The organism is Methanosarcina baltica (assembly GCF_055394095.1).
On the sequence record NZ_AP042463.1, the window covers coordinates 900,694 to 921,169 of the forward strand.

Genomic DNA, 20,476 nt, shown 5'->3' on the forward strand with positions numbered 1-20,476 from the left:
ATTTTTCAAGTCTCCGGACCAGCCAGCTTTATCTATCACTTTAAATATATTATATATCGCTGAAAAGGAAGGGAAGAGTTAGAGCAGCTTTCTGCCGCAGAATATTTTAAAAAAGATAGAAGGTGTTTGATTCCATGAGTGACTCAACCATTGAAGGCCTCAACTTTACCCATGTCGTTCTTGAGGGGACTCCCTACGAAATCGGCTATATGCAGGGAGAGACTATCAAAAATTATCCAGAGGCTGTGGCCTTTTTCACCTCAGGGGAAGGACAGTTTTCAGACCTTGAATTTGCAAGGATTCAGGACGCTTTTGATGATTTCTGTCCCGGCCTCAACGAGGAACTTGAGGGTTTTGCCGACAGCCTGCAGGTCTCTCCGGAGCAGGTCGTCTATTATGGAAATACCTTTCTCAGGGGAGGAGGGGATTCCCCCGCCGTGCGGAGGGACGTCGGATACAGGGATACCGGAAACTGGGATACCGGAAACTGTGGCCATATGGTAGCTCTTCCCCCTATCACCGAAAACGGGCATGTGCTTGTGGGGAGGAATTACGAGTTCAGCGACAGTATGGACGACCTCCGCCTCTGTACGACCCGGGTCCGGGGAAAAGCGGCCCACATTGGCTTTTCCACCTTTATTTTCGGAAGGGGGGACGGGATGAACGAGCACGGGCTCTCCGTGACGATGTCCTCTGCAGGGCTGCCCGTGGGGATGGGGGAAGGAATGCAACCTCCTCACCAGGACGGGTTTCATTTCTGGGCCTTAATTCGGGCCCTGCTCGACCAGTGCAGATCAGTAGAAGGGGCTCTTAGCCTTGTCCTGAACATGCCGCTTTGCTGCAACCTGAACCTGATAATCGCGGACCGCTACGGAAAAGCTGCTCTCGTTGAAATCGTCGGGGAAAATAAGGCTATAAAAAGCCTTGACTCCGGTTCGGAGGAACAGTGCCTCTGGTCCGCAAACCACCTGAGCCTTCCCGAAATGGTCGAGCATCTGCCGTATGCCATGAGAAATTCCCTGGTCCGTTCCGGGATCATCGAATCAGGCCTGAAACAATTTGATGGAGTAGAGGAGAAAAAGGAGGGGGGGTCCCCCCAATCCCACTCGCCGGCAATCGGGAGGGAAACTCTCCGCAAAATCCTTTCCGACCCCTATCCTGAAGGGCTCTGCTGCCCCTACTATAACGAGTTTTTCGGGACCCTACGATCAATGGTCTTTGACCTGACGGCAAGGGAAGCTGAAATCTGTTTTGGGTCTCCGGCCCTTAACGAATGGCATACCTTTGATTTCAAAAACAATGTCGTGCCCGGGATCTATAAAGCAAAAATCGTAAAAGAGAAAGCAGGACCTGAGTTCTGGGAAATGTTACCATTAAAGTTGTAAATTTGGATTCGTCCATAACCCATACTTTTTTATTTTAATAATCCTGTATTTTATTTATACTCTATGTTTCTTGATAAAGTTTCAAATTGCCGAGGGCTCCACATGGACAAACAATTTTATGAAAATACCAATGTAATTGATTCCGTCAAAAAAGATGGGTTTAAGATTGAAATTCTTGAGTACAAACACCTGAAAGGCAGCAAGGACGCCTCTCTTGCCGAAGAGCTTTTCTATGTCAGGAATGCCGGCATGTCCCTGAAACAGGTCAAGGTGACCCTTGAGGACAGCGCCTTAATAACCGAGGCCGGGGCCCTGTACTTTCACAAAGGGAACATTGAGGCTGTCGCAAACATAGGAGGTATGGGCGGGCTTGCCAAGAAGCTGATTAAAAACAAGCTGACAAACGAATCTACCTTCAATCCCATGTACAGGGGGACAGGCGAAGTCTTCCTTGAGCCGGGGTTCAGCCATTTCATAATTCTTGAACTTGACAACGATTCCATTGTCGTTGACAAGGGGCTTTTTTACTGCTGTGAAAAGGGGCTTGAGGTCGGGGTTGCAAGCCAGAAAAACCTATCTTCAGGCTTTCTGGGGGGAGAAGGCTGGTTCCAGACCAAAATTAGCGGGAGCGGGATCTGTGTGCTGGAAATCCCTGTGCCTCTGGAAGAGATCCTCAAATACGAACTGGAGGATGAAAGGATTCAGGTCGACGGGAATTTCGCCCTGCTCCGCTCGGCTTCCGTAAAATACAGTGTCGCCAAATCAGGCAAAGCTTTCATCGGGGCCCTTACGAGCGGGGAAGGTCTCCTGCAGACCTTTGAAGGCACGGGCAGGGTCTGGCTTGCGCCCACGCAGCCCGTCTACGGGAGGCTGAAAAGGGGAGTCACCGGATTGTCCCAGGCCGGTAAAAACATCAACAACCCTACCTGAGACAGGAGGAGGCGCTTTCTTCACCCGGGAGGGGCAATAACTTTAAGTGCCCCTCCGAACCTGTACCACTTCCCAGTTCTCTTTATTCTGAAGATTTGTTGCCAGTAGTTATTCTGTATTCAAACATTTCAGCATTGAAGGGCAGGACCCCCATCTCCCAGGTCCCCGGTGTTGCTCCCTCAGGCAGGCTGTAGGTCTCGATGTACGTTTTCATGCTTTCATGGTAAAGTCCCGAGTAATTAACTTCCCAGGGCGGGAGGTAATCGGATCCCATATCCACAACTCCGCTGTATTCAGTACCTGTTAGTATGGGAGTCACGGATCCTTCGGGACCCTTGAGGGTTAGCTCAAATGAAGGGTCATCTCTTTCCCGGTCAGGGTCGTACCACTGGTAATAATCATACTGTTGCGAACGGACTTCAATTGTTACCGGACTTTCTGTCTGTACCTCAAATGTTTTTAAGTATGGTTCGGTGGGCTGACTCCACACATTAAAGTCGAGATAAATCATGCCATTGAATTCCTCTATCGAAGGGTCGTCGATGTTCATTTTTATATTGCCACAGTAATGGCCCCGTGCCCCTTCAGGTACTTCCAGATGCACATTTACTGTTGCGATTTCTCCCGCTTTTACTTCAGAAGGCGCATTTATCGTAATGGCATCTATTCCAAAGGCCTGTCCCGGTGGATATTCATACATCATTTCCCCTTCCCAAACTTCAGGCTCAATGGTGATATTGTAGTCCGCTATGTTCTTTAGCATGATCTTGTAATCATATTCCTTACCGGCTTCTACCATGTCCCCTATATACGAGGGGAAGATCATGATTTTAGGAGGAGTCCAGACCTCAATACTGAGGGACATACTGTTGATGTATTCAGGATAGGAGCCGTCGTATTCGATGACATCTTCCGTAAAAGCAATTTCCACTTCATAGTACCCGGAGTCGGCGTCTTCCGGGATATTAACTTCGATTTCAAAGCTTTCCTCTTCTCCGGGTTTGATTTCTTTTTCCGAAGGGCTTATACTGATCCAGTTTTCCTCAATATAATTCTCAGCGAATGGAGGTATAATTACCTTTGAGCTTGCGTTAATAGCTTCTTCATTCAGGTTTTTCAGGATCACATTTAGCGATTTATTATCCCCTGCCTGTATCCATAAGTTATAGTACCGGGGTTCAATATCGAGTTTTGCAAATTCGTATGAACCCTCATATTCAAAAAATTGTTCAGGATCGGGAATCTCTTCAAGTGCAGGAAAACCCTCTGAGCCAGAATATACGCCTGTGGCCCTCAATATCGCGGTTTCCATAGTTAGTTCGCCCATAGTGGGAACCGTAGTTACGGCTGCCATCGCCGGGGTCGTTATGAGGGAAAGAATAATCAAAACAGCTATTCCGGAAAGGATTACCGTTCTCGGAGACCTTATGTATCCGTTCATCTGATTCCTCCGTTGTTTCTGATTCTTGATTCTTAATTTTTTTCTGTCTTTTCCCGTTTTTCGATGGCTCAATGATAATTAAGAAATCGTTTTTATTATAGTACGAGTTTTATTCATATTACTATTTGCTTTTAACGGCATTATTGGCAGTTAATTTAATTTTCAAGGATTATTAGGATGTATTTTATCATTTAGAAGATTAATATAGAGTTATTATTAAAAATAACTATTTTTAGTACATTTTAGGCTTATATTAGCCTAAAAAACCGTTATTATTCCTTATAATCCGTCTTAAATTCTTTTTTAGAATTCAAAAATCTACCTTCAAAATCATTTTTCCGGATAAATCCCCACCGTCTATTTGTCATGATTGATATTTATAATATTTTTTCAGTTCAATTATATTATTATACTTCCTGTTCTCCTATAACTCATTGAAACAAAAAAGATTTGTCTCCTGCATTCCCTGCATAACTGTGATTTATCCCGGAAATTCCGGATTTTTCGGCAACACAGCACTTTAAATCCGGAAAACTAAAAATTAAAAAATCGTTTGCAAAAAATTAAAAAATCGTTTGCAATGATTGAAATACTTTATCCGAAGTGAAAATGTATGTTCTCAACTCAAAATGGTAGTCTGGAAAAACTTTGCGAAATCTCGTTGACTCTTGGTGACATCTCCGAAGATATCTTTGGGGGTATATGCACCAGAAATAACTTACTCCATAAAATGAGATTTACGGGCAAAAATAACCCTCAGGAAGAGTCACGCTACATGTGTCTTGGCCTGTGCAGGCCTGTTAAGGTAGAGGAAGAACTTGTCTACCCCTATGCAAGCGGGACTGCTTCCGCAAAGTATGCCCTCCCTCCCGCTCGTTTTCACTTCTTGCTTCCCTACAAAAACACCGAAGGAACGGTAAAGGCTCTTTCGCCTTCCGAACTGGAAACCGGTTATCCATTGACTTACAAACGGGTGCTGGAGTTTGAAAAGGAGTTCCACCACAACGACTCTCCTCTCGACTCCGCCGACTGCTACAGTGTACAGGGCAAAAAAATCCTTGAGTACCTGGGCACCCCGAAAATCATCGTTAACGAGTACTATGGGCTCCAGGCCGCCTTTGACCCTGCCGGAAACCACCTCTTCGGAGAAACCTGCGGCATTGTACTCAAAGACCCCGAAAAATACAATTACGTCACAGCGGTCCTTAACAGCCCCATTGCAAAACAGCTCCCTGCGCTCTGCAAGCATGATAATCTTTACTTCAGCGCCCTCGCTCCCGAAGTCCTGAGACATTTCCCCATCGCCTTCCCGGAAGACGAACTTACGGAAACCCTCATCTCCACCCTCTCCGGCTATCTTAGCTTCCTGCAGGGCCAGAAATACGCAGAAAATGCCATGTTCGGTTCATCGTCCCGCTACGACGAGCTTACAGCTTTCTACAGAAACCTGATAGATCTCCTGGTAGTGGACACCTACATCACAAACGACCTTGACCCCGAATTCCTGGAAATTCTCAAAACCCATGTCTCCGGATTCGAAGGATTCCCAGGGGCTGAAAATAAAGGGATGCCCGAAAACGAGGAAAAACTGCTGGCCGAACTTCAGGCTGTCAGGGAAAATCTCCTCGGCGCTCCCGAACTCGGAAAGTGCAGGTTCAGCGGCAGGTTTACAAACGTCCTGAACGGCATTTGTGTGTGCTGAACAGGATTTAATTTTGTACTGACAGTGCTTTGCCGGGATTTCAACCGGGGGCCGGGAACTTCACAACCTATTTTATCCCGGCCCCGAAACCGGCCCAATTATCTTTCCTTCTCGACTTCACGGCCAGGTCAATGATTTACATTTTTGTGGAACTGCTGGCAGACACCGTGGAATAAGGAAGTTTTTCCGGCAAACACAACCTTTTTTATCATGACGTTATTGGTCTTTATCCCGGAACAACTCGTCGGGCATATGCACCGGGGGATACGCTGCCGGATGGATATTAAAAAATTGTGGATATGATAGTCCTCAGCCTTTACCTGCCAGGTGGCAGCCTGCCTTAAATTATAAATATCGTTTTCGCTGTTTTTCTTTTATGGAATTGAACCCTGAAAATGAAATCATTGAAACACTTGCAAAGACAATCCTCGTTGCCGCCCGGACCGCCCCCAAGGGAAAAGGCGTTGACGATATCGTGACCTGTCTCCTCGATTCCGGGGAAAAGGCCGAACTTGCCGATAAAATGGAAAAACTTGCCGACATCAAAGGCCTCAAATTCCTTATCCGGGACGCTGCAAACGTAAGGGACGCTGACGTCCTTGTCCTTATAGGCCTGAAGGCCTCCGGGACGAGCGACCTGAACTGCGGAGCCTGCGGCTTTACAACCTGTAAGGAGATGCGGGAATTTGAAAAGGTTGAGAAGGAGTTTAGAGGCCCCCAGTGCATGATAAAGTACCTGGACCTTGGGATTGCCGTGGGAGCCGCCGCAGCAAGGGCAAAAGACCTCTGCATTGACAACCGGGTCCTGTATTCGGCAGGGGCCGCGGCCTGTTACTTCAAAATGATCGACGCCGATGTGGCAATGGGGCTCCCACTGAGCGTAAAGGGAAAAAACATATTCTTTGACAGACCCTCTACGAGAGAGCCCTCCGAGTGAAGCGTCAACTACCCGCCCCCTCTGCCGAAACCTGCGGAAGCTCCTTTTTAAAGGGTTTTTGCAGGGTTCAGAGGGTTCGGAACTTTTTTTATGAACCTCCACTGTTCTGTGCCGACTTACTTTTAATTTTCCAGGGACAATCACTAAAATCTTTGATTTAAATGACAAAATAAATATACTTAAATGTGGATGGACATATATTTATATATAAATCGTGTTAACAAGCAATTAATGTCAATTACTTTACAAATCGCGTTGCAAATTATGTTAAAAGTCATGTTAAAAACAACTTTATAATTCTATATTTTTAGAGGAAAAACATTTTATGACTTCGGCATGAGTCCCGGCCGAGTCGGATCATTTAATTGAAAAACGGAGGGCATAGTATCATCCTTCAACTCCATCCTGCCGCTTACCCTTATATGGGTATGCTAATTTTATCGGCAGTTTTATCAGTCCTGCTTGCGGCAAAAATGCTAAAAGCGTTTGATTACCGGAAGGTTCCTTTCGCAAGGTATTTTGTTATTCTTATGCTCTCCATGGCCTTATGGTCAATTTTTTATGCAGGAGAGCTGGGCAGTATGGACCTGAATTCCAAGTATTCTTTTGCCCGACTCCAGTACCTGGGAATGGCCATTACTCCGGTTGCATGGTTCATGTTCTCGGCGGAGTACTGCGGGATATCCCTGCACTATATCCGCAGGATTGAGAAATTTCTATTTATTGTCCCGGGCCTTACTTACCTCTCAGTCCTGACCAGTGATTACCACAGCTTCCACTATAATGGCTATTCCCTTGATTTGTCAGGAGCTTTTCCTTTTCTGATATTCGATCACGGACCCTTTTTCTGGGTATTCTGTGTCTATTCCTTTATTTTGATCTTCCTGGGACTTTTGTTTTTTATAAGACAGTTCATCCATGCAGGGGCTCCTTACAGGGCCCAGGCCGGAATTTCCCTCTGCGGGGCCGTAATGCCGGTTGTCGGAAATCTGCTTCATGTGGGAGATGTGGGAATCTTTGCCCTCCTTGACCCGACGCCCTTTCTGTTTACCCTTAGCGGAATACTGCTTTTCTGGAGCATTGTTCACTATGAATTCCTGAACCTTGTCCCGGTCGCCCGGGAAAATGTAATTGAGACTATGCAGGACGGCTATGTCGTGCTGGACCCAAGGGGTAACATTGTGGACATTAACCCTGCGGCTCTGGCCCTGACGGGCAAAACAAGAAAAGACCTGCTTGGAAAACCTTTAAAGGACATGTTCGGGGGAGACTACGATCTTTTTTTCTCCGGGGAAGGAAATGAAGGTGAAGAGCGAGAGGGAGGAGCGGATAAAGGGGAAACAAACGAAGAATGCAGAGTAAGTAAAACAGAAGAGATATGCAGGGGAAGGAGAACAGGGGAAGAATGCAGAGTCAATGAAGCAGAAGGAGAACATGAAACAATATTCCCCGATGGACTTTCAATAAAAACCGGTTCGGAAAAAGGGTTTTACAGTCTATGCACCACCCCCCTGGCCTCCGGGGCCTGTAAGGATGGGAAACTGATCGTTATCCGGGACATTACGGAGACTCATCGATATCAGGAGGCCCTTAAACAGGCAAACAAAAAAATAAACATGATGAGCAACATCACCCGCCATGACATCCTGAACCAGGTCAATGTGCTTTCGGGTTACATGGAGCTGCTCTACGAGTTTCTGCCTCCGGACGTTAAAGCCGAGCCGAAGGTGAAAAAATACACGAATAACCTCAAAAAAGGGGTAGAAACAATCCATTCCCAGATCCTTTTTACAAAGGACTATCAGGATCTTGGGGTCGTATCTCCCGTATGGCAGCCCGTAAGCCAGCTCTTTAGAGAAGCCGCGTTTACCTTTTCAAATTCCGAGATTCACTTTTCCATACAGGAAGGAGACCTGGAGGTATATGCCGACCCTCTGCTCAGGAAAGCCTTCTACAATCTTTTTGATAACGCAAGTTCCCATGGCTTAAAAGTCAGTGAAATTTCAGTCAGTTTCCTGGAAGTCAAAGGTTCTATGCTTATTGAGGTCCGGGACAATGGCATTGGAGTTCCCGCCGACATGAAAGAACATATCTTCGAAAAATCAGTTGGGAAGAATACGGGACTCGGACTTTTTCTGGTAAAGGGAATCCTTTCCATAACAGGGCTGGACATAAAAGAAGTCGGAAGGGAGGGGGAAGGGGCAGAGTTCGTGATAACCGTGCCTGCCGGAAACTGGCGAATAATTTGAAAGAAAGTTAAGCTCAGGCGAACTCTGAAAAAAATTGTAAGAATTAGGGGTCGAGGCTCAGACGATCAGATATTTGCTATCCTTTATCTGGACTCTTGTATCTATTCCCAGGACTCCTGCAATCTCGATTCCTTCGCTTCCTACTTCGGCCAGCCGGTTGTAGATATCTTCCCTGGTAATGTATTTCTCGGTCCTTCTGCCGTCGGATTCCTCTATCTTGACTATGATCTCTTCTTTGTTGTTTCCTTTTGTCAGGCATTCCTGCACAATCGTCCCGTACTGTTCGGCAATGACTTTCAGGCAATCGAAGACCTGGTTTCCCGATACGGCATCTTCTTCGTCAAGCAGGACTTTTTCGAGCAAATAGGACCGGATACTTCCCTTGAAATATTCCTGGGTTTTGTCCGGAATCCGGGCCAGACTTTCCTGGTCTATCATCCCGGAAAGGTCTTTATCGGCACTAATTTCCCTGTCTTCGTCATAGACAAAATATCTGGAATCCCCGCCTTCGATTTTAAATTTGTGGCTTGCTTTTTTGTTTTCGAGGACGAGCCTAACATTTTTCTGACTGTCGTATTCGAGAGAAGTAACGATAAAGTCCGAAAGGTCCTGCATTTTAATTTTATCTTCTTTCCTAATCAACCCGGTCCGGGTCCAGGTTGGGAGACTAAACTGGCCCAGGAGTTTGTCAACAGTCAAAACGTCATCCGTTAACTCCAGGTTATATCTGTATTGCAGGCCTGAAACTGCTCCCCCCATCTTTCCCGAAAAGGCATTCCCGTTTGCGGATATCTCAAAATTTTTTTCAGCTCCGTAAACGCCGGAGACCAGAAATTTGTTCAGAGCTTCCAGGATCTTTGATTCAAATTTTTGATATTCATGAGCAGACTCCTTTTCTATTTTTTTGAACTCTGTCTCAAGAATTTCCCGTCTCTGTCCGACATGTTCACTGCATGTCCCCAGCACTGCCTCCACACAGGGCCTGAGCTCATTGGAGTTGGTTTCTTCCGCGAGTTTCTTTACCAGCGAAATGAAGCGTTCCTCAAAGAGGTCAAGCTCATTGAGTTTATTATCCAGCGCAACAAGCGCTTCTCTATTCCTGCCCTTTATTTCAATTATTGAATTTTCCAGAGGGATTACTTTTGCCGTGGTCTCTATAAAAAATTGTAGATCACTGATGAAATCCCGCTGTACTGGCAGTTCTGTAGAGTCCTGGTACGTATATCTCATAAAAGCACCCTGAATATCTGAACAACACTTAGGAATGAGTCAAATATAATATCAAGTATTTTTGTTTACCATTTCTTAACCACGGAACACACGGAAGGACACGGAAACCGGCCTGATGGCCGGTGAGTACGCCGGTCCTTTAAATACCCGAGTTCCGCTTCGGGATCACAGGAAATCAAAGATTTCCTGGGAGTTGCACTGCAAGTGCAACAGCACGGGGTCCTTTTCGGGAGCTACGCTCCCTCAAGAGGACTAAAAAACACCAGAGCAGCCGTAATTGGCGTCTTCAGACATTCTTTTTCCGTGCTTTTCCGTGGTTTGGATGCACACACCAAATGTTTCAATCAACAAAAATACAACCTGTATGGGTATAAAGTGATTTCCTGACTGAAAATATGAAGTTATTTTTCAGCCATTCCTTAGATCCTAAAACCCTCAGTTACCCTATGTTTCGTATATAATACACAGATTCCAAAACATTGCCATAAATATGAACTTTTAAATCTGCCTGCAAATCAAGGTAAAGAACCATGGATGAACACGAATTTCGGTTATCTGTGTTTATCTGTGTCCATCCGTGGTTTATTCATAAACTTTGGAATCGATGTAATAGTCTATTTCATGAACTACCCCCTTCTATAATTTAGACCCTCCGATTGGTAGAAGGGGATAGTTGACTCAGTTCTCCTGCGGCCGGGGGGACCCCCACCCCCGGCTTCCTTTAGAGAAGGATATCCCTTACCGGGTCCAGAATCTCATTTATGTATTTTGTGGCCGCGTTTTTGAGGTCCATCGGATGTAAATCCTCTGCCGCAAAAGCGTTTTCGAGTTCCGCATAACTTTCGTATGTAAGGTTCCCTCCGAATTTCTCCGGACGTTCAATGATAATTTTTTGGTATCTCGGGAAGATATGATAGCGGAAGAGGGCAAGGATCGGGTTTTCTTCCGTGTCTCCCATCTTGCAGAAGGCCTTTTTGAACTTCTTTTTAATCTCATCCGCCGTATCGTCCACGGAAATGAAGTTGTCACTTGAGGAGGCCATTTTTGTCCCGTCGAGCCCGAGGAGAATGGGGGTATGGATGCAAACAGGGGCCTTAAAGCCCAAGCTTTTAAGGTTTTCCCTGGCAAGCATGTGGATCTTTCTCTGGTCGATGCCTCCGACAGCCACGTCAACCCCGAGCATTGCGATGTCTATGGCCTGCATAAGGGGATAGACCATCTGGGAAACCGTAGGGTTGTCCATTGCCCGGCCCACCTCGTCCATGCTTCTTCTGGCCCTGTTAAGAGTCACATCTTTTGAAAGTTTGAGGACGTTGAGCATATACTCGGAACCAAGCTGGTATTCTGAACCGTATACGAAATTTGTCTTCTCTTCATCCAGCCCGAGGGCAAGGAAGCAGCGCCTGTTGTAGTCCGCAACTTTCTTTACCTCTTCAAGAGTGCCCTTTTTGTTCAGGTAAGCGTGCACATCCGCAAGCAGGACTGTAATTTTGAACCCCGCTTTTTGCAGGTCGATTAGCTTGTTTACGGTAAGGACGTGCCCCATGTGGATCTTTCCACTTGGTTCGTACCCCACGTAAGCTGTAGGGGCTTCTTTTTTCCTGAGAAGCTCTTCCAGCTCTTCTTCGGTTATAATCTCCTGAACATTCCTTTTTATAAGCTCAAGTTTATCCATTGCCTTTACATTCCTGCCGTTTATCTTTAAGTTTAGTCTATTATTTATCTCAGACAGCAGAAGACTCCTTCCTCGACAGTTCCGACTTTGGAGGAACTGGCAGGTGGGAGATGAATGCGTCGAGACTAAGGCCCCCATTTTTTGTTTAACAGGGGACCTTAATGTTGTTTGACAGTGACCTTATGTTCTGTCCTCCTTTGCAGAAGTGGGTCCACATCGCCACTGTTATACTGGCTTGTTAATGACTTGAACACTTCCCCTACCTCTCAGAGATGTTTAATCCAAATCGAAATCTCCGAGAACGTGTGGAGTATCCTCGAATATCATGACCAGTATAACGAAAGGCTATTCAACTAGGGCTTACCGAAGCAAGCCCCTTCCTCAAAAACCTGAGCCATTAGGCGAAGGTTTTAAGGAGGGGTAGTTGACGTAAATATGTTTAAATTCAATTTACCCGGGCCGGTTTTTTGCGAACCTGAGTTTTTATCCTATATTGAAAATCTCAGTTTATATTAATAAGTTTCCGTAACGTAAATTATATTATGTTGACAACGGCGTTCAAATTTAGTTTTGAGAGGATATTTTGAAATTCCTGTCACATGCGTGTATGACAATATGGAGATTAATCGCATGTCGGCATAGATTTCCCGGTTCTCTATGACAGCTTTTACAGCTTTTACAGCTTTTACAGCTTTTACAGCTTTTACAGCTTTTACAGCTTTTACAGCTTTTACAGCTTTTACAGCTTTTCTAATTTTTAAATTCAGTCTTCATTTTGTCTTTTGAATTTATGAATAACATCCCGTATTATTATGATGTCTGCGGCTGTTATTACCCAGCGATAGGGGATGATTACACCTTTGCTGTTCATATCAAAAAGTTCCCTGTTAATATCAGAAACCGCAAGTCCGCTGATTTTCTGGTCCTCTACGTTAATCACCAGATCCTGCAGTTTTCCCACATATACTCCGCTGCTCGTGTATATGTTTAAGCCAAAGAGTGATGTTAGTTCTTCCCGCATGATATCCCTGCTTTATAAATTTATTCAATATTGCTTTCCTATCTATACGAAAAACACACTTATATAGCTTACAGTTTTTTGAAACATTATCCTCCTGTTTTAGAGGAGATAAGCACCGTTTCTGAACGATCTATTTTATAATAGTCTTTGATATATATCCAATTTGTTGATCTCAGGTAGCAATTTTTTATTGATTTTCTTTATGAAGTTAAACGGCAGGCTGGCGGGAGAAAGTTTGAGTAAAAAGTGAGAGTTGGGATAAGAATTTGGGTAAGAATTGGGGGAAGAGTTAGGGTAAAACTCAGCTTTCAAAGAAGAGCTATTTTTGCCTTGATTTGCCACAAAAATCAGTGGCAAGGAAGATCCGTTAAAAAAAATATTTGTAAGGCCTAAGTTCTAAATTACATTTAAAAAGCCTATTGTATCTGTTTTTTGAAGAAATATCTTTATATACGTAGAACCTAAATTTATATCATGGTTTTTTTAAAACAGAAAATAATCAACGGTAAAAAATACTGGTATATTATTAAAACTGGCAGAATTGATGGAAAAGTGAAAACTATATTTCAGATATATTTAGGCAATGCCGAAAAAATATTTGAAATGAAAAAACAGAGTGAATCATTGCCCTACATGAAACTGAAATCTTTTGAGTACGGCAAACTTGCCGCACTTCTTCATGTGAATGAAGAGCTTGGATTCGTTGACATAGTGAACAAGCACACTATGAAAAAATCAATCGATGGTTTAAGTGTCGGAGAGTATCTTTTACTTGATATAGTGGGGAAATCTCATGGAGTTTTAAGTGAAAACGGTATTGGGGAATGGTTCAAAAAATCGGCCTTATCTTTTAAGTGGAAATTCCGTATCTATTCAGCTACCTCTGTTTCTAACTTATATTTCGTATAAACTCAACAATTACTTTTTTCATATAGATTAATATAAAAATCATCGGATTTTGGAATGAGGTTTATGAAATGTGAAGAGATTCTTACTCAATGCCGTTCAGACCCTGAATCCATTGTTTCATATATTGAGGATCTTGAGTCTCGGTATGAAGATCTTGGATCTCGGTATGAAGATCTTGGATCTCGACACGAAGAGCTTGAATCTCGGTATGAAGATCTTGGATCTCGACACGAAGAGCTTGAATCTCGATATGAAAATCTTGAATCCGAAAACACCGAACTTCGAGAAAGACTTAATGAGTTAGAATCTCGCCTAAAAAAGAATAACCAAAACCAAAAAAGAAATCGACTTCCCTCTACTAACAATTCTACTGATAAAATACCTCAATCAAAAGGTTCACAAAAAGGAAGTTTTAGACGTCCTGGCGGCCAAAAAGGGCATCCTGGTTCTACATTAAGGATGATTAAAAATCCTGATAAAACAATCATTTATAAGCTACATAAATGTGAACATTGTGGTTGTAACATTGAGAAGATTGAAGTTATAAATTACGAGAAGAGACAAGAATTTGAAATAATTGTAAGGCGTAAAGTGACCGAACATCGTGCTGAGATCAAAAAATGTCCTTATTGTAACCGCAAAAACAAAGCTGCTTTTCCGAAATCAATTACAAAACCTGTCCAATATGGCAATATGGTTTTAACAATTGCAATTTACCTCCGAAACTACCAATTGATTCCCTATGACCGAATCAAGAAATTATTTAAAGATGCCTTTGGATTTGATATAAGCGTTGGTACAATAATTAGGGCAGAAAATAAGTTATTTCACAAGTTGAAAGGTGCTACAAACCACATCAAGAAGCAACTGATAAAAGAAAATGTCATCCATGGTGATGAAACTGGAATCGACGTTGGTGGTCAAGGGGAATACTGCCATTTAATCTCTACAAAAAAATATACATACTATTTCCATAATAGGAGTCGAGGATCAAAAGCAATGAATAAAATGGGAGTGTTGCCTAAATATAGAGGAATTATAGTCCACGATTTCTGGAAACCCTATTTTAAATACAAATGTGAACATGCGGCATGTAATGTCCACATTCAAAGAGAACTTAAAGACATTTATAACATATTCAAGCAAGTGTGGGCTGAGGAGATGTCTGATCTCCTATATGAAATTAAAAAATGCGCAGACTTTGCCAGAAAACAGGGCATACAAATAGATGAAGATACGCTCAAGACCTTTAAAGAAAAGTATCAGTCAATACTAATGAAAGGATTTGAGGACAATCCTCCACCTGAAATCTCGAAAGACAATGGGGTTAAAAGAGGAAGAAAAGCGCAGAGCGATGCAAAAAATCTCCTTGATAGACTTTCAAAGTATGAAAAAGAAATCTTGAGGTTTGCTACGGATCTAAGAGTTCCTTTCAGTAACAACCAAGCAGAAAGAGATCTCAGAATGATAACAGTTCAGCAAAAAATATCGGGAGATTTTAGGAAACCCCATGGAGCAGATGTTTTCTTTAGAATTAGGGGATACATATCTACACTAATAAAGAATAATATACCTACTATAAGTTCACTTCATGCGGCGATTGAAAATGTGCCACCCTTACCCTGAATAGATACGAAATTCCCTCATAAATTAAATTGTCAGAATTTTTTGAATCATATGAATTACATTGATTCCGACACAATGAAAAATATTGAAGACGATTTGTGCCGAGTTCTCATCGAAAAAGGACTAACCCCTTCAGTACTGTTTGTGGATGAATCAAACTGGTTCACTTATGCTACCAATTATGATGAAAAAAGTGAATTGCTTCATAAAGGGTATAACAAAAAGCATCGTAAAGACAAAAATCAGGTATCTGTAGCGCTGGCTGCTAATGATTACAACTTACCTTTTATTCACGAGACATATCCAGGAAATGTGCATGATTCAGAGGAATTTTCAGGTCTGGTTGACAAAATAGTAAACCGTCTAACCGAATTGAATATTTGTTCGGAAGACCTTGTTCTTGTTTTTGATAAGGGAAACAATTCAAAGGACAACATTGAAAAAGCAACTTCAAAGATGAATTTTGTAGGGGCTGTAAAAGCAAATCAGGCAGATGATCTTCTTGAAGTGCCATTATCTAAATATCAATTTTTATATGAAAGCTCAGAAGGCCACAAAATTTATGGCTATCGGACAAAGCATCAGTTTTACGGGACAGAATTTACAACAGTAATTACTTTCAATGAAGGAACTCACAAACTTCAAAAAAGAACTTGTGAGTCAAATATGTCAAAAATAACTGAGAATCTGGAAGACCTACAGAGGAGACTGGAAAGCAACAGAGGAAAAGCAAGAAACAGGAGCAGTGTAGAAAAAGAGGTTGCAGACATTATTATCAAAAAATACAGAAGTATGGTGAAATATGAAATTACTGATGCTCCTGAAGGTAAGAAAAAACCTCAGTTAAAGTTCTGGATTGACGAAGAGAATAAAAATAAGCGCGAAAATTCATTAGGAAAAAATATACTATTTACAGATAAGCACCGTTGGCACACTAAAAAAATTGTGCAAACATACAACAATAAAGGCGCTATAGAGGATGATTTTAAGCTATTGAATGATCACCTGCTTGTCCCTGTGGGACCGGTGTACCACCACAAAGATGAAAATATCAAAGTTCACGTATTTCTGTCTATAATTGGCTTACTTTTCTACAGATATTTAGCCTGGGAGACAAAGAGATATGGTCTTTCTATGAGAAGACTAATTGAAAATTTGTCCGAAATTAGGCTGGCAGTTATCCAGGATAAAGAATCAAATAAGTGTAATATTATTCTGGAAGAGATGAGTACAAAGCAAGCATCATTATTTTCTTTCTTGAACTTGGGTAATTACCTGCCACCCCAATAAAAACGTCATCAGTAGGATTATTCATTCCTTAGGCCCACACAAACAAAGCCGCTTGATAACGGAAAAACATGCATCTTTGAAAGTAAAGTAAAAAGCTAAAATATGCTTCAGAAGCCTGTGGGACTGGACTGTTTCAAAAATGATGCAATTATATCAATGGAAGTTATCTGTAATTTTCAGACGAAAAAAAAAGGAAATAAAGAGGAAAAGAAGAAAAGAAAAATGGTTCGGGGAGAATCAATTAAAGCTCCAGTCCCAAAATTCCCTGCCGAATAGAATCAGAAGATTTTTGGAGGGTTTCAAGCTGGCTTTCGCTAAGTTCGAGTTCCAGGACCTCTTCCACCCCTCCAGCCCCTATTTTTGCGGGCACCCCGAAGTATATGCCTTCCTGCCCGTACTCTCCCTGCAGATAAGCGGAGGTCGGGACTATTCTCTTCGAGTCTTTAAGGACAGCTTCCACCATTTTTACAATCGAGGCCGAGGGGGCATAAAAAGCGCTTCCTCTCTTAAGAAGCTCGACAATTTCAGCTCCCCCGTTCACGGTCCGCTGGACCAGCCTGGAAATAGCTTCTTCTGAGAGCAGTTCCGGTAGGGGAATTCCGGAAACCGTTGTGTACCGGGGAAGGGGCACCATCAGGTCGCCGTGGCCCCCTATGACCATGGCTTCCACATCCCGCCTAGAACAGTTGAGTTCTTTGGCAATGAAACTTGCAAACCGGGCCGAGTCCAGAACCCCGCTCATCCCGAAGACTTTCTCGGATTCAAATCCGCTTGCCTTCAGGGCCACATAGGTCATAATGTCAAGGGGGTTCGTTACATTGATTATGATGGATTCCGGGGCGTATTTTGCGATGTTTTCAGCAACGTCCTTTATAATCCCCGCATTCGTAGTTATCAGGTCCTCCCGGCTCATCCCCGGTTTCCGGGCAATCCCTGCGGTTATCACTACCAGGTCCGAGCCGGCAATGTCCGCATAATCGTTACTGCCCGTAATATCAGTATCATATCCCATTACCGCCCCGGCCTGCATAAGGTCAAGAGCCTTTCCCTGGGGCAGCCCCTCCACAACATCAGTCATGACGATTTCGCCAATTTCCATTTCAGCAAGCCGCTGAACAGCAGTTGCTCCAACATTCCCCGCACCAATAACAGAAATCTTTGCCATTAATTTTACACCTGCAGCTTAGAGTTTTTTTTGTAAACTCTGTCATTATTATGAAGATTAATTTGTTTGGCTTAATTGTTTATACAGATTTTATTGACCCTACATTATTATTTTAATATTTATCATTTTGTTATTATTAATATTTACCAGGTTCACAGAGAGCCCGTTGACTCCCGAAACATCATTTTTATTAAACATTACTTTCATTGTTGAATTAGAACATGTTGACAAATACCTATATTCATATCCAGGGCGTAGGAAAAACGCTCGAACAAAAAATCTGGGCTTCCGGAGTCCGAAACTGGAAAGAGTTCCTTGAAAAACAGGAAGAACTCCCCATATCCTCTGCAAAAAAGGCCCGAATCCTGGAAGAAATAAAAGCATCTTCCGAAAGGCTGGAGGCCAGAGACTACTGTTATTTTTCCAGTTCTCTTCCCTCCTCCGAGCACTGGAGGGCTTACCCCAGGTTTTCGGATTCCGTAGCTTTTGTGGATATCGAGACCACAGGGCTTTCTCCGAGCAGGGACTACATCACTGTTGTAGGGATTTACGACGGGAAGGAAGCAAAGACCTTTGTAAAGGGAATTGACCTGGATGAGATCGTCGATGAGTTTGCAAAATACCAGATGCTGGTCTCCTTTAACGGGGCCCGTTTCGACCTTCCTTTCATAAAGTCCGAGTACCCGGAAATCGAGTTTGACCAGCTTCACATTGACCTTATGTACCCCCTGAAACGCATCGGGTACAGCGGAGGCCTGAAACATATAGAAAAACTCCTGGGCATCTCCAGAAGTGATGACACGGAGGGGATGAGCGGGTTTGATGCGGTCCGCCTCTGGAAAAAATATGAAAGGGGAGACCGGAAAGCCCTTGAACTGCTCCTTGAGTACAACAGGGAAGATATCGTAAACCTTAAACCGATTATAGAAATGACCTATCCGGAAATGGTTGAAAAGGCCCTCGAAACCTGCAAGCACTGAGTTTGGATACTGAGCTTTAGGGGCAGAAGGGCCTGCTTTAAGGTCCCGTTTCCGGGAAAGGGTAATTCTTTCATAGAGGATTGCTCCCTTTTTCGGAAGTTTTCATTTCATCAGGTTTTTCACTTGATCGTATTTTTAACTTCATTTCACAGTTTATAATCGATTAATTTTGATCTGCTGTAAAAAGTTGATAAAAGAGGGGTAATTAAATGACAACAACTTTGAAGTTCGGGGATAATGTTTCGATGGCAGACGTGAGAAAACTCTCTGCCATGAAGGACGTTGTTTTTGACAGTGACTGGTTTGAGGAGGCCGGAGACCGGGAGCTCTATTATATGTTCCGGGACCTTGCTAAAAACGATTCGGACCTTGAATTGATAAAGTCCCGGCACCTGAGGTACGACATTACCCGGATCCCGGCCGGGATGCTTGGGTCGGAGTATGTCAAGACTCTGGGGCATTACCATCCCAAGGTCTCAGGGACAGGGGTTTCCTACCCTGAACTCTATCAGGTCCTGGAAGGTTCGGCGACCTATCTCATTCAGAAGCGGGTGGAGGGTCGGGACGATATAATCGAAGATTTCGCAGTGCTTGAGGCAACGGCCGGGGACTGCGTGCTGATCCCCCCGGGCTACGGGCACGTTACCGTAAACGTCTCAAACGAGGAGCTTACGATGGCAAACTGGGTATGTCGCGATTTTTCTTCTATCTATGAACCCATAGGAAAACTCGGGGGGGCCGCCTATTATCTGCTTGCTGCAGGCGTTGTTAAAAATCCGGGATATAAGGATACACCCCCTGTACGCTACCTGAAGCCCAAAGACTTTCCGGAGGCCGGGCTGGTTTCGGGAAAAGATATGTATGACCTCGTGCATGAGGAGGATAAACTTGGGTTTATTACAGCTCCCCAGGATTTTACCTCCTTCTTTGAAGGCGCGCTGGACTGATGGAATTACAGGGAGAGAAACAACTCCTACCCTACACACTCTGGCCACGTTTTGCTACTGCCCTTTGCCTGATGTATTTCTTTCCCGGATACCCTGCGGCTTCCGTTCATGATGCCTGGCTTTTGCCTGCTGATCTGTGAGCTGTCCTCTGTAAAAATGTGGGATGGGTAAACTAACACATTAATTATAATAAGTATGAATGCCTTGAAACATTCAAGAGGAATTAAGATGGAAAAAAATGGCTACCGCATTCAATTCACATCATCGAGGATCAGGGACCTCATGTTTCGGACCACCTTTGATCCAAAGACCATGGAAGGAGATGTCATACTCAACGTTTCTATGATTGACAGGGAGGACCTGGACGATGTACTTGGAATCTTCAAGATGGTTATTTCAAGCGGGCTTTCCGTCAGTCCCTATTTAAAAATCATCTCCGAAGGGGAGTCCATAGGGGATCTCAAAGTCGAAAAAGGAAAAGTGGGGATAGGATCCGTATGCAGTGTAACTATTGACGGGGTCCTGCTAAAGGCCGGTATTCCCATAAACCCGAAACTCGGGGGGGTTGTCCAGATAAAGAACGGTACTCCTGTCCGTTTCACGGACGTTCTGACCTATGAGAGCACAACTGTAGATCCTCTTGAAGTCCTGATGTCTCAGGGCATTACTTCAGTTTCGGACATGCTCAGGAGCGGGTCCGGCAAGATCCTGGCCAACCTCAGGGAAGCCCCCATGATCGCAAGGGACGATATAGAAAGCCGTCTCGCCGATATGATGGAGGCGGGTTTCAGCGGCATCCTGGAGGTGGGTGAACCAAACACCAGGGTCCTGGATGTGCCCGTGGAAAGGGACCACCTGGGAATTGTGGTCATTGGCGGAACAAACCCCATGGCTGTTGTCCAGGAGTACGGGATTCATATCGATACGAGTGCAATGTCCCAGCTTATCTCCTTTAAAGAAATGACCCGTATTGAAGATCTGGTCTGAAG

General features: G+C 43.8%; 14 protein-coding genes and 2 pseudogenes. 11 read left to right on the forward strand and 5 right to left on the reverse strand.

Going from position 1 to position 20,476, the window contains the following annotated elements:
• The first annotated feature begins 134 nt into the window (after window positions 1-134).
• Both ACZ5QV_RS03910 and ACZ5QV_RS03915 read left to right on the forward strand, forming a co-directional pair.
• Window positions 135-1,385: a C45 family autoproteolytic acyltransferase/hydolase gene (locus ACZ5QV_RS03910; protein WP_464601310.1), complete on the forward strand. Its 1,251-nt coding sequence runs from the start codon at window positions 135-137 to the stop codon at window positions 1,383-1,385.
• Between the two features lie 102 nt (window positions 1,386-1,487).
• Complete coding sequence (locus ACZ5QV_RS03915; protein WP_464601311.1) at window positions 1,488-2,315, forward strand: AIM24 family protein; 828 nt, start codon at window positions 1,488-1,490, stop codon at window positions 2,313-2,315.
• Between the two features lie 82 nt (window positions 2,316-2,397).
• Here ACZ5QV_RS03915 and ACZ5QV_RS03920 read toward each other — a convergent pair whose 3' ends face one another.
• On the reverse strand, window positions 2,398-3,756 hold the full coding sequence (locus tag ACZ5QV_RS03920) for a COG1470 family protein (protein ID WP_464601312.1): 1,359 nt from the start codon (window positions 3,754-3,756) through the stop codon (window positions 2,398-2,400).
• Between the two features lie 775 nt (window positions 3,757-4,531).
• Here ACZ5QV_RS03920 and ACZ5QV_RS03925 point away from each other — a divergent pair.
• The 3 genes from ACZ5QV_RS03925 (at window position 4,532) to ACZ5QV_RS03935 (ending at window position 8,644) form a co-directional block, all read left to right on the forward strand.
• Window positions 4,532-5,458 (forward strand): hypothetical protein, encoded by a 927-nt coding sequence (locus tag ACZ5QV_RS03925; protein ID WP_464601313.1) that lies wholly within the window; start codon window positions 4,532-4,534, stop codon window positions 5,456-5,458.
• 376 nt (window positions 5,459-5,834) lie between these two features.
• Window positions 5,835-6,395, forward strand: coding sequence for a ferredoxin domain-containing protein (locus ACZ5QV_RS03930; RefSeq protein WP_464601314.1), 561 nt, complete (start codon window positions 5,835-5,837; stop codon window positions 6,393-6,395).
• 428 nt (window positions 6,396-6,823) lie between these two features.
• Complete coding sequence (locus tag ACZ5QV_RS03935; RefSeq protein ID WP_464601315.1) at window positions 6,824-8,644, forward strand: histidine kinase N-terminal 7TM domain-containing protein; 1,821 nt, start codon at window positions 6,824-6,826, stop codon at window positions 8,642-8,644.
• 57 nt (window positions 8,645-8,701) lie between these two features.
• Here ACZ5QV_RS03935 and ACZ5QV_RS03940 read toward each other — a convergent pair whose 3' ends face one another.
• The 3 genes from ACZ5QV_RS03940 to ACZ5QV_RS03950 all read right to left on the reverse strand — a co-directional run bounded on the left by ACZ5QV_RS03940 (window position 8,702) and on the right by ACZ5QV_RS03950 (window position 12,570).
• Entirely contained in the window at window positions 8,702-9,874 is a 1,173-nt protein-coding gene (locus ACZ5QV_RS03940) for a chromosome segregation ATPase (RefSeq protein WP_464601316.1), read from the reverse strand.
• 721 nt (window positions 9,875-10,595) lie between these two features.
• Window positions 10,596-11,549, reverse strand: coding sequence for a tyrosine--tRNA ligase (locus tag ACZ5QV_RS03945; RefSeq protein WP_464601317.1), 954 nt, complete (start codon window positions 11,547-11,549; stop codon window positions 10,596-10,598).
• 763 nt (window positions 11,550-12,312) lie between these two features.
• A complete protein-coding gene (locus ACZ5QV_RS03950; protein ID WP_464601318.1) occupies window positions 12,313-12,570 on the reverse strand; it encodes a PRC-barrel domain-containing protein in 258 nt (85 codons plus the stop codon).
• Between the two features lie 474 nt (window positions 12,571-13,044).
• On the opposite strand from ACZ5QV_RS03950, the pseudogene ACZ5QV_RS03955 reads away from it, so the two are divergent.
• The 3 genes and pseudogenes from ACZ5QV_RS03955 to ACZ5QV_RS03965 form a co-directional block, all read left to right on the forward strand.
• Window positions 13,045-13,434, forward strand: a pseudogene (locus ACZ5QV_RS03955) (IS1634 family transposase); the annotation flags it as partial.
• Between the two features lie 108 nt (window positions 13,435-13,542).
• Complete coding sequence (gene tnpC, locus ACZ5QV_RS03960) at window positions 13,543-15,105, forward strand: IS66 family transposase (protein WP_464599444.1); 1,563 nt, start codon at window positions 13,543-13,545, stop codon at window positions 15,103-15,105.
• Window positions 15,106-15,114: 9 nt separating this feature from the next.
• Window positions 15,115-16,395 (forward strand): annotated as a pseudogene (locus ACZ5QV_RS03965) (IS1634 family transposase); the annotation flags it as partial.
• 241 nt (window positions 16,396-16,636) lie between these two features.
• On the opposite strand, the gene mdh reads toward ACZ5QV_RS03965, so the two are convergent.
• Window positions 16,637-17,560, reverse strand: coding sequence for a malate dehydrogenase (mdh, locus tag ACZ5QV_RS03970; protein WP_464601319.1), 924 nt, complete (start codon window positions 17,558-17,560; stop codon window positions 16,637-16,639).
• 221 nt (window positions 17,561-17,781) lie between these two features.
• Between mdh and ACZ5QV_RS03975 the strand changes: the two genes are divergently transcribed.
• The 3 genes from ACZ5QV_RS03975 (at window position 17,782) to ACZ5QV_RS03985 (ending at window position 20,474) form a co-directional block, all read left to right on the forward strand.
• Window positions 17,782-18,540: a ribonuclease H-like domain-containing protein gene (locus ACZ5QV_RS03975; protein ID WP_464601320.1), complete on the forward strand. Its 759-nt coding sequence runs from the start codon at window positions 17,782-17,784 to the stop codon at window positions 18,538-18,540.
• A 209-nt stretch (window positions 18,541-18,749) separates the two neighbouring features.
• Window positions 18,750-19,487 carry a glucose-6-phosphate isomerase family protein gene (locus ACZ5QV_RS03980; RefSeq protein WP_464601321.1) on the forward strand — a complete coding sequence of 246 codons (738 nt, stop codon included), beginning with the start codon at window positions 18,750-18,752 and terminating at the stop codon, window positions 19,485-19,487.
• Window positions 19,488-19,715: 228 nt separating this feature from the next.
• Window positions 19,716-20,474: a DUF128 domain-containing protein gene (locus ACZ5QV_RS03985; protein ID WP_464601322.1), complete on the forward strand. Its 759-nt coding sequence runs from the start codon at window positions 19,716-19,718 to the stop codon at window positions 20,472-20,474.
• Window positions 20,475-20,476: the final 2 nt, after the last annotated feature.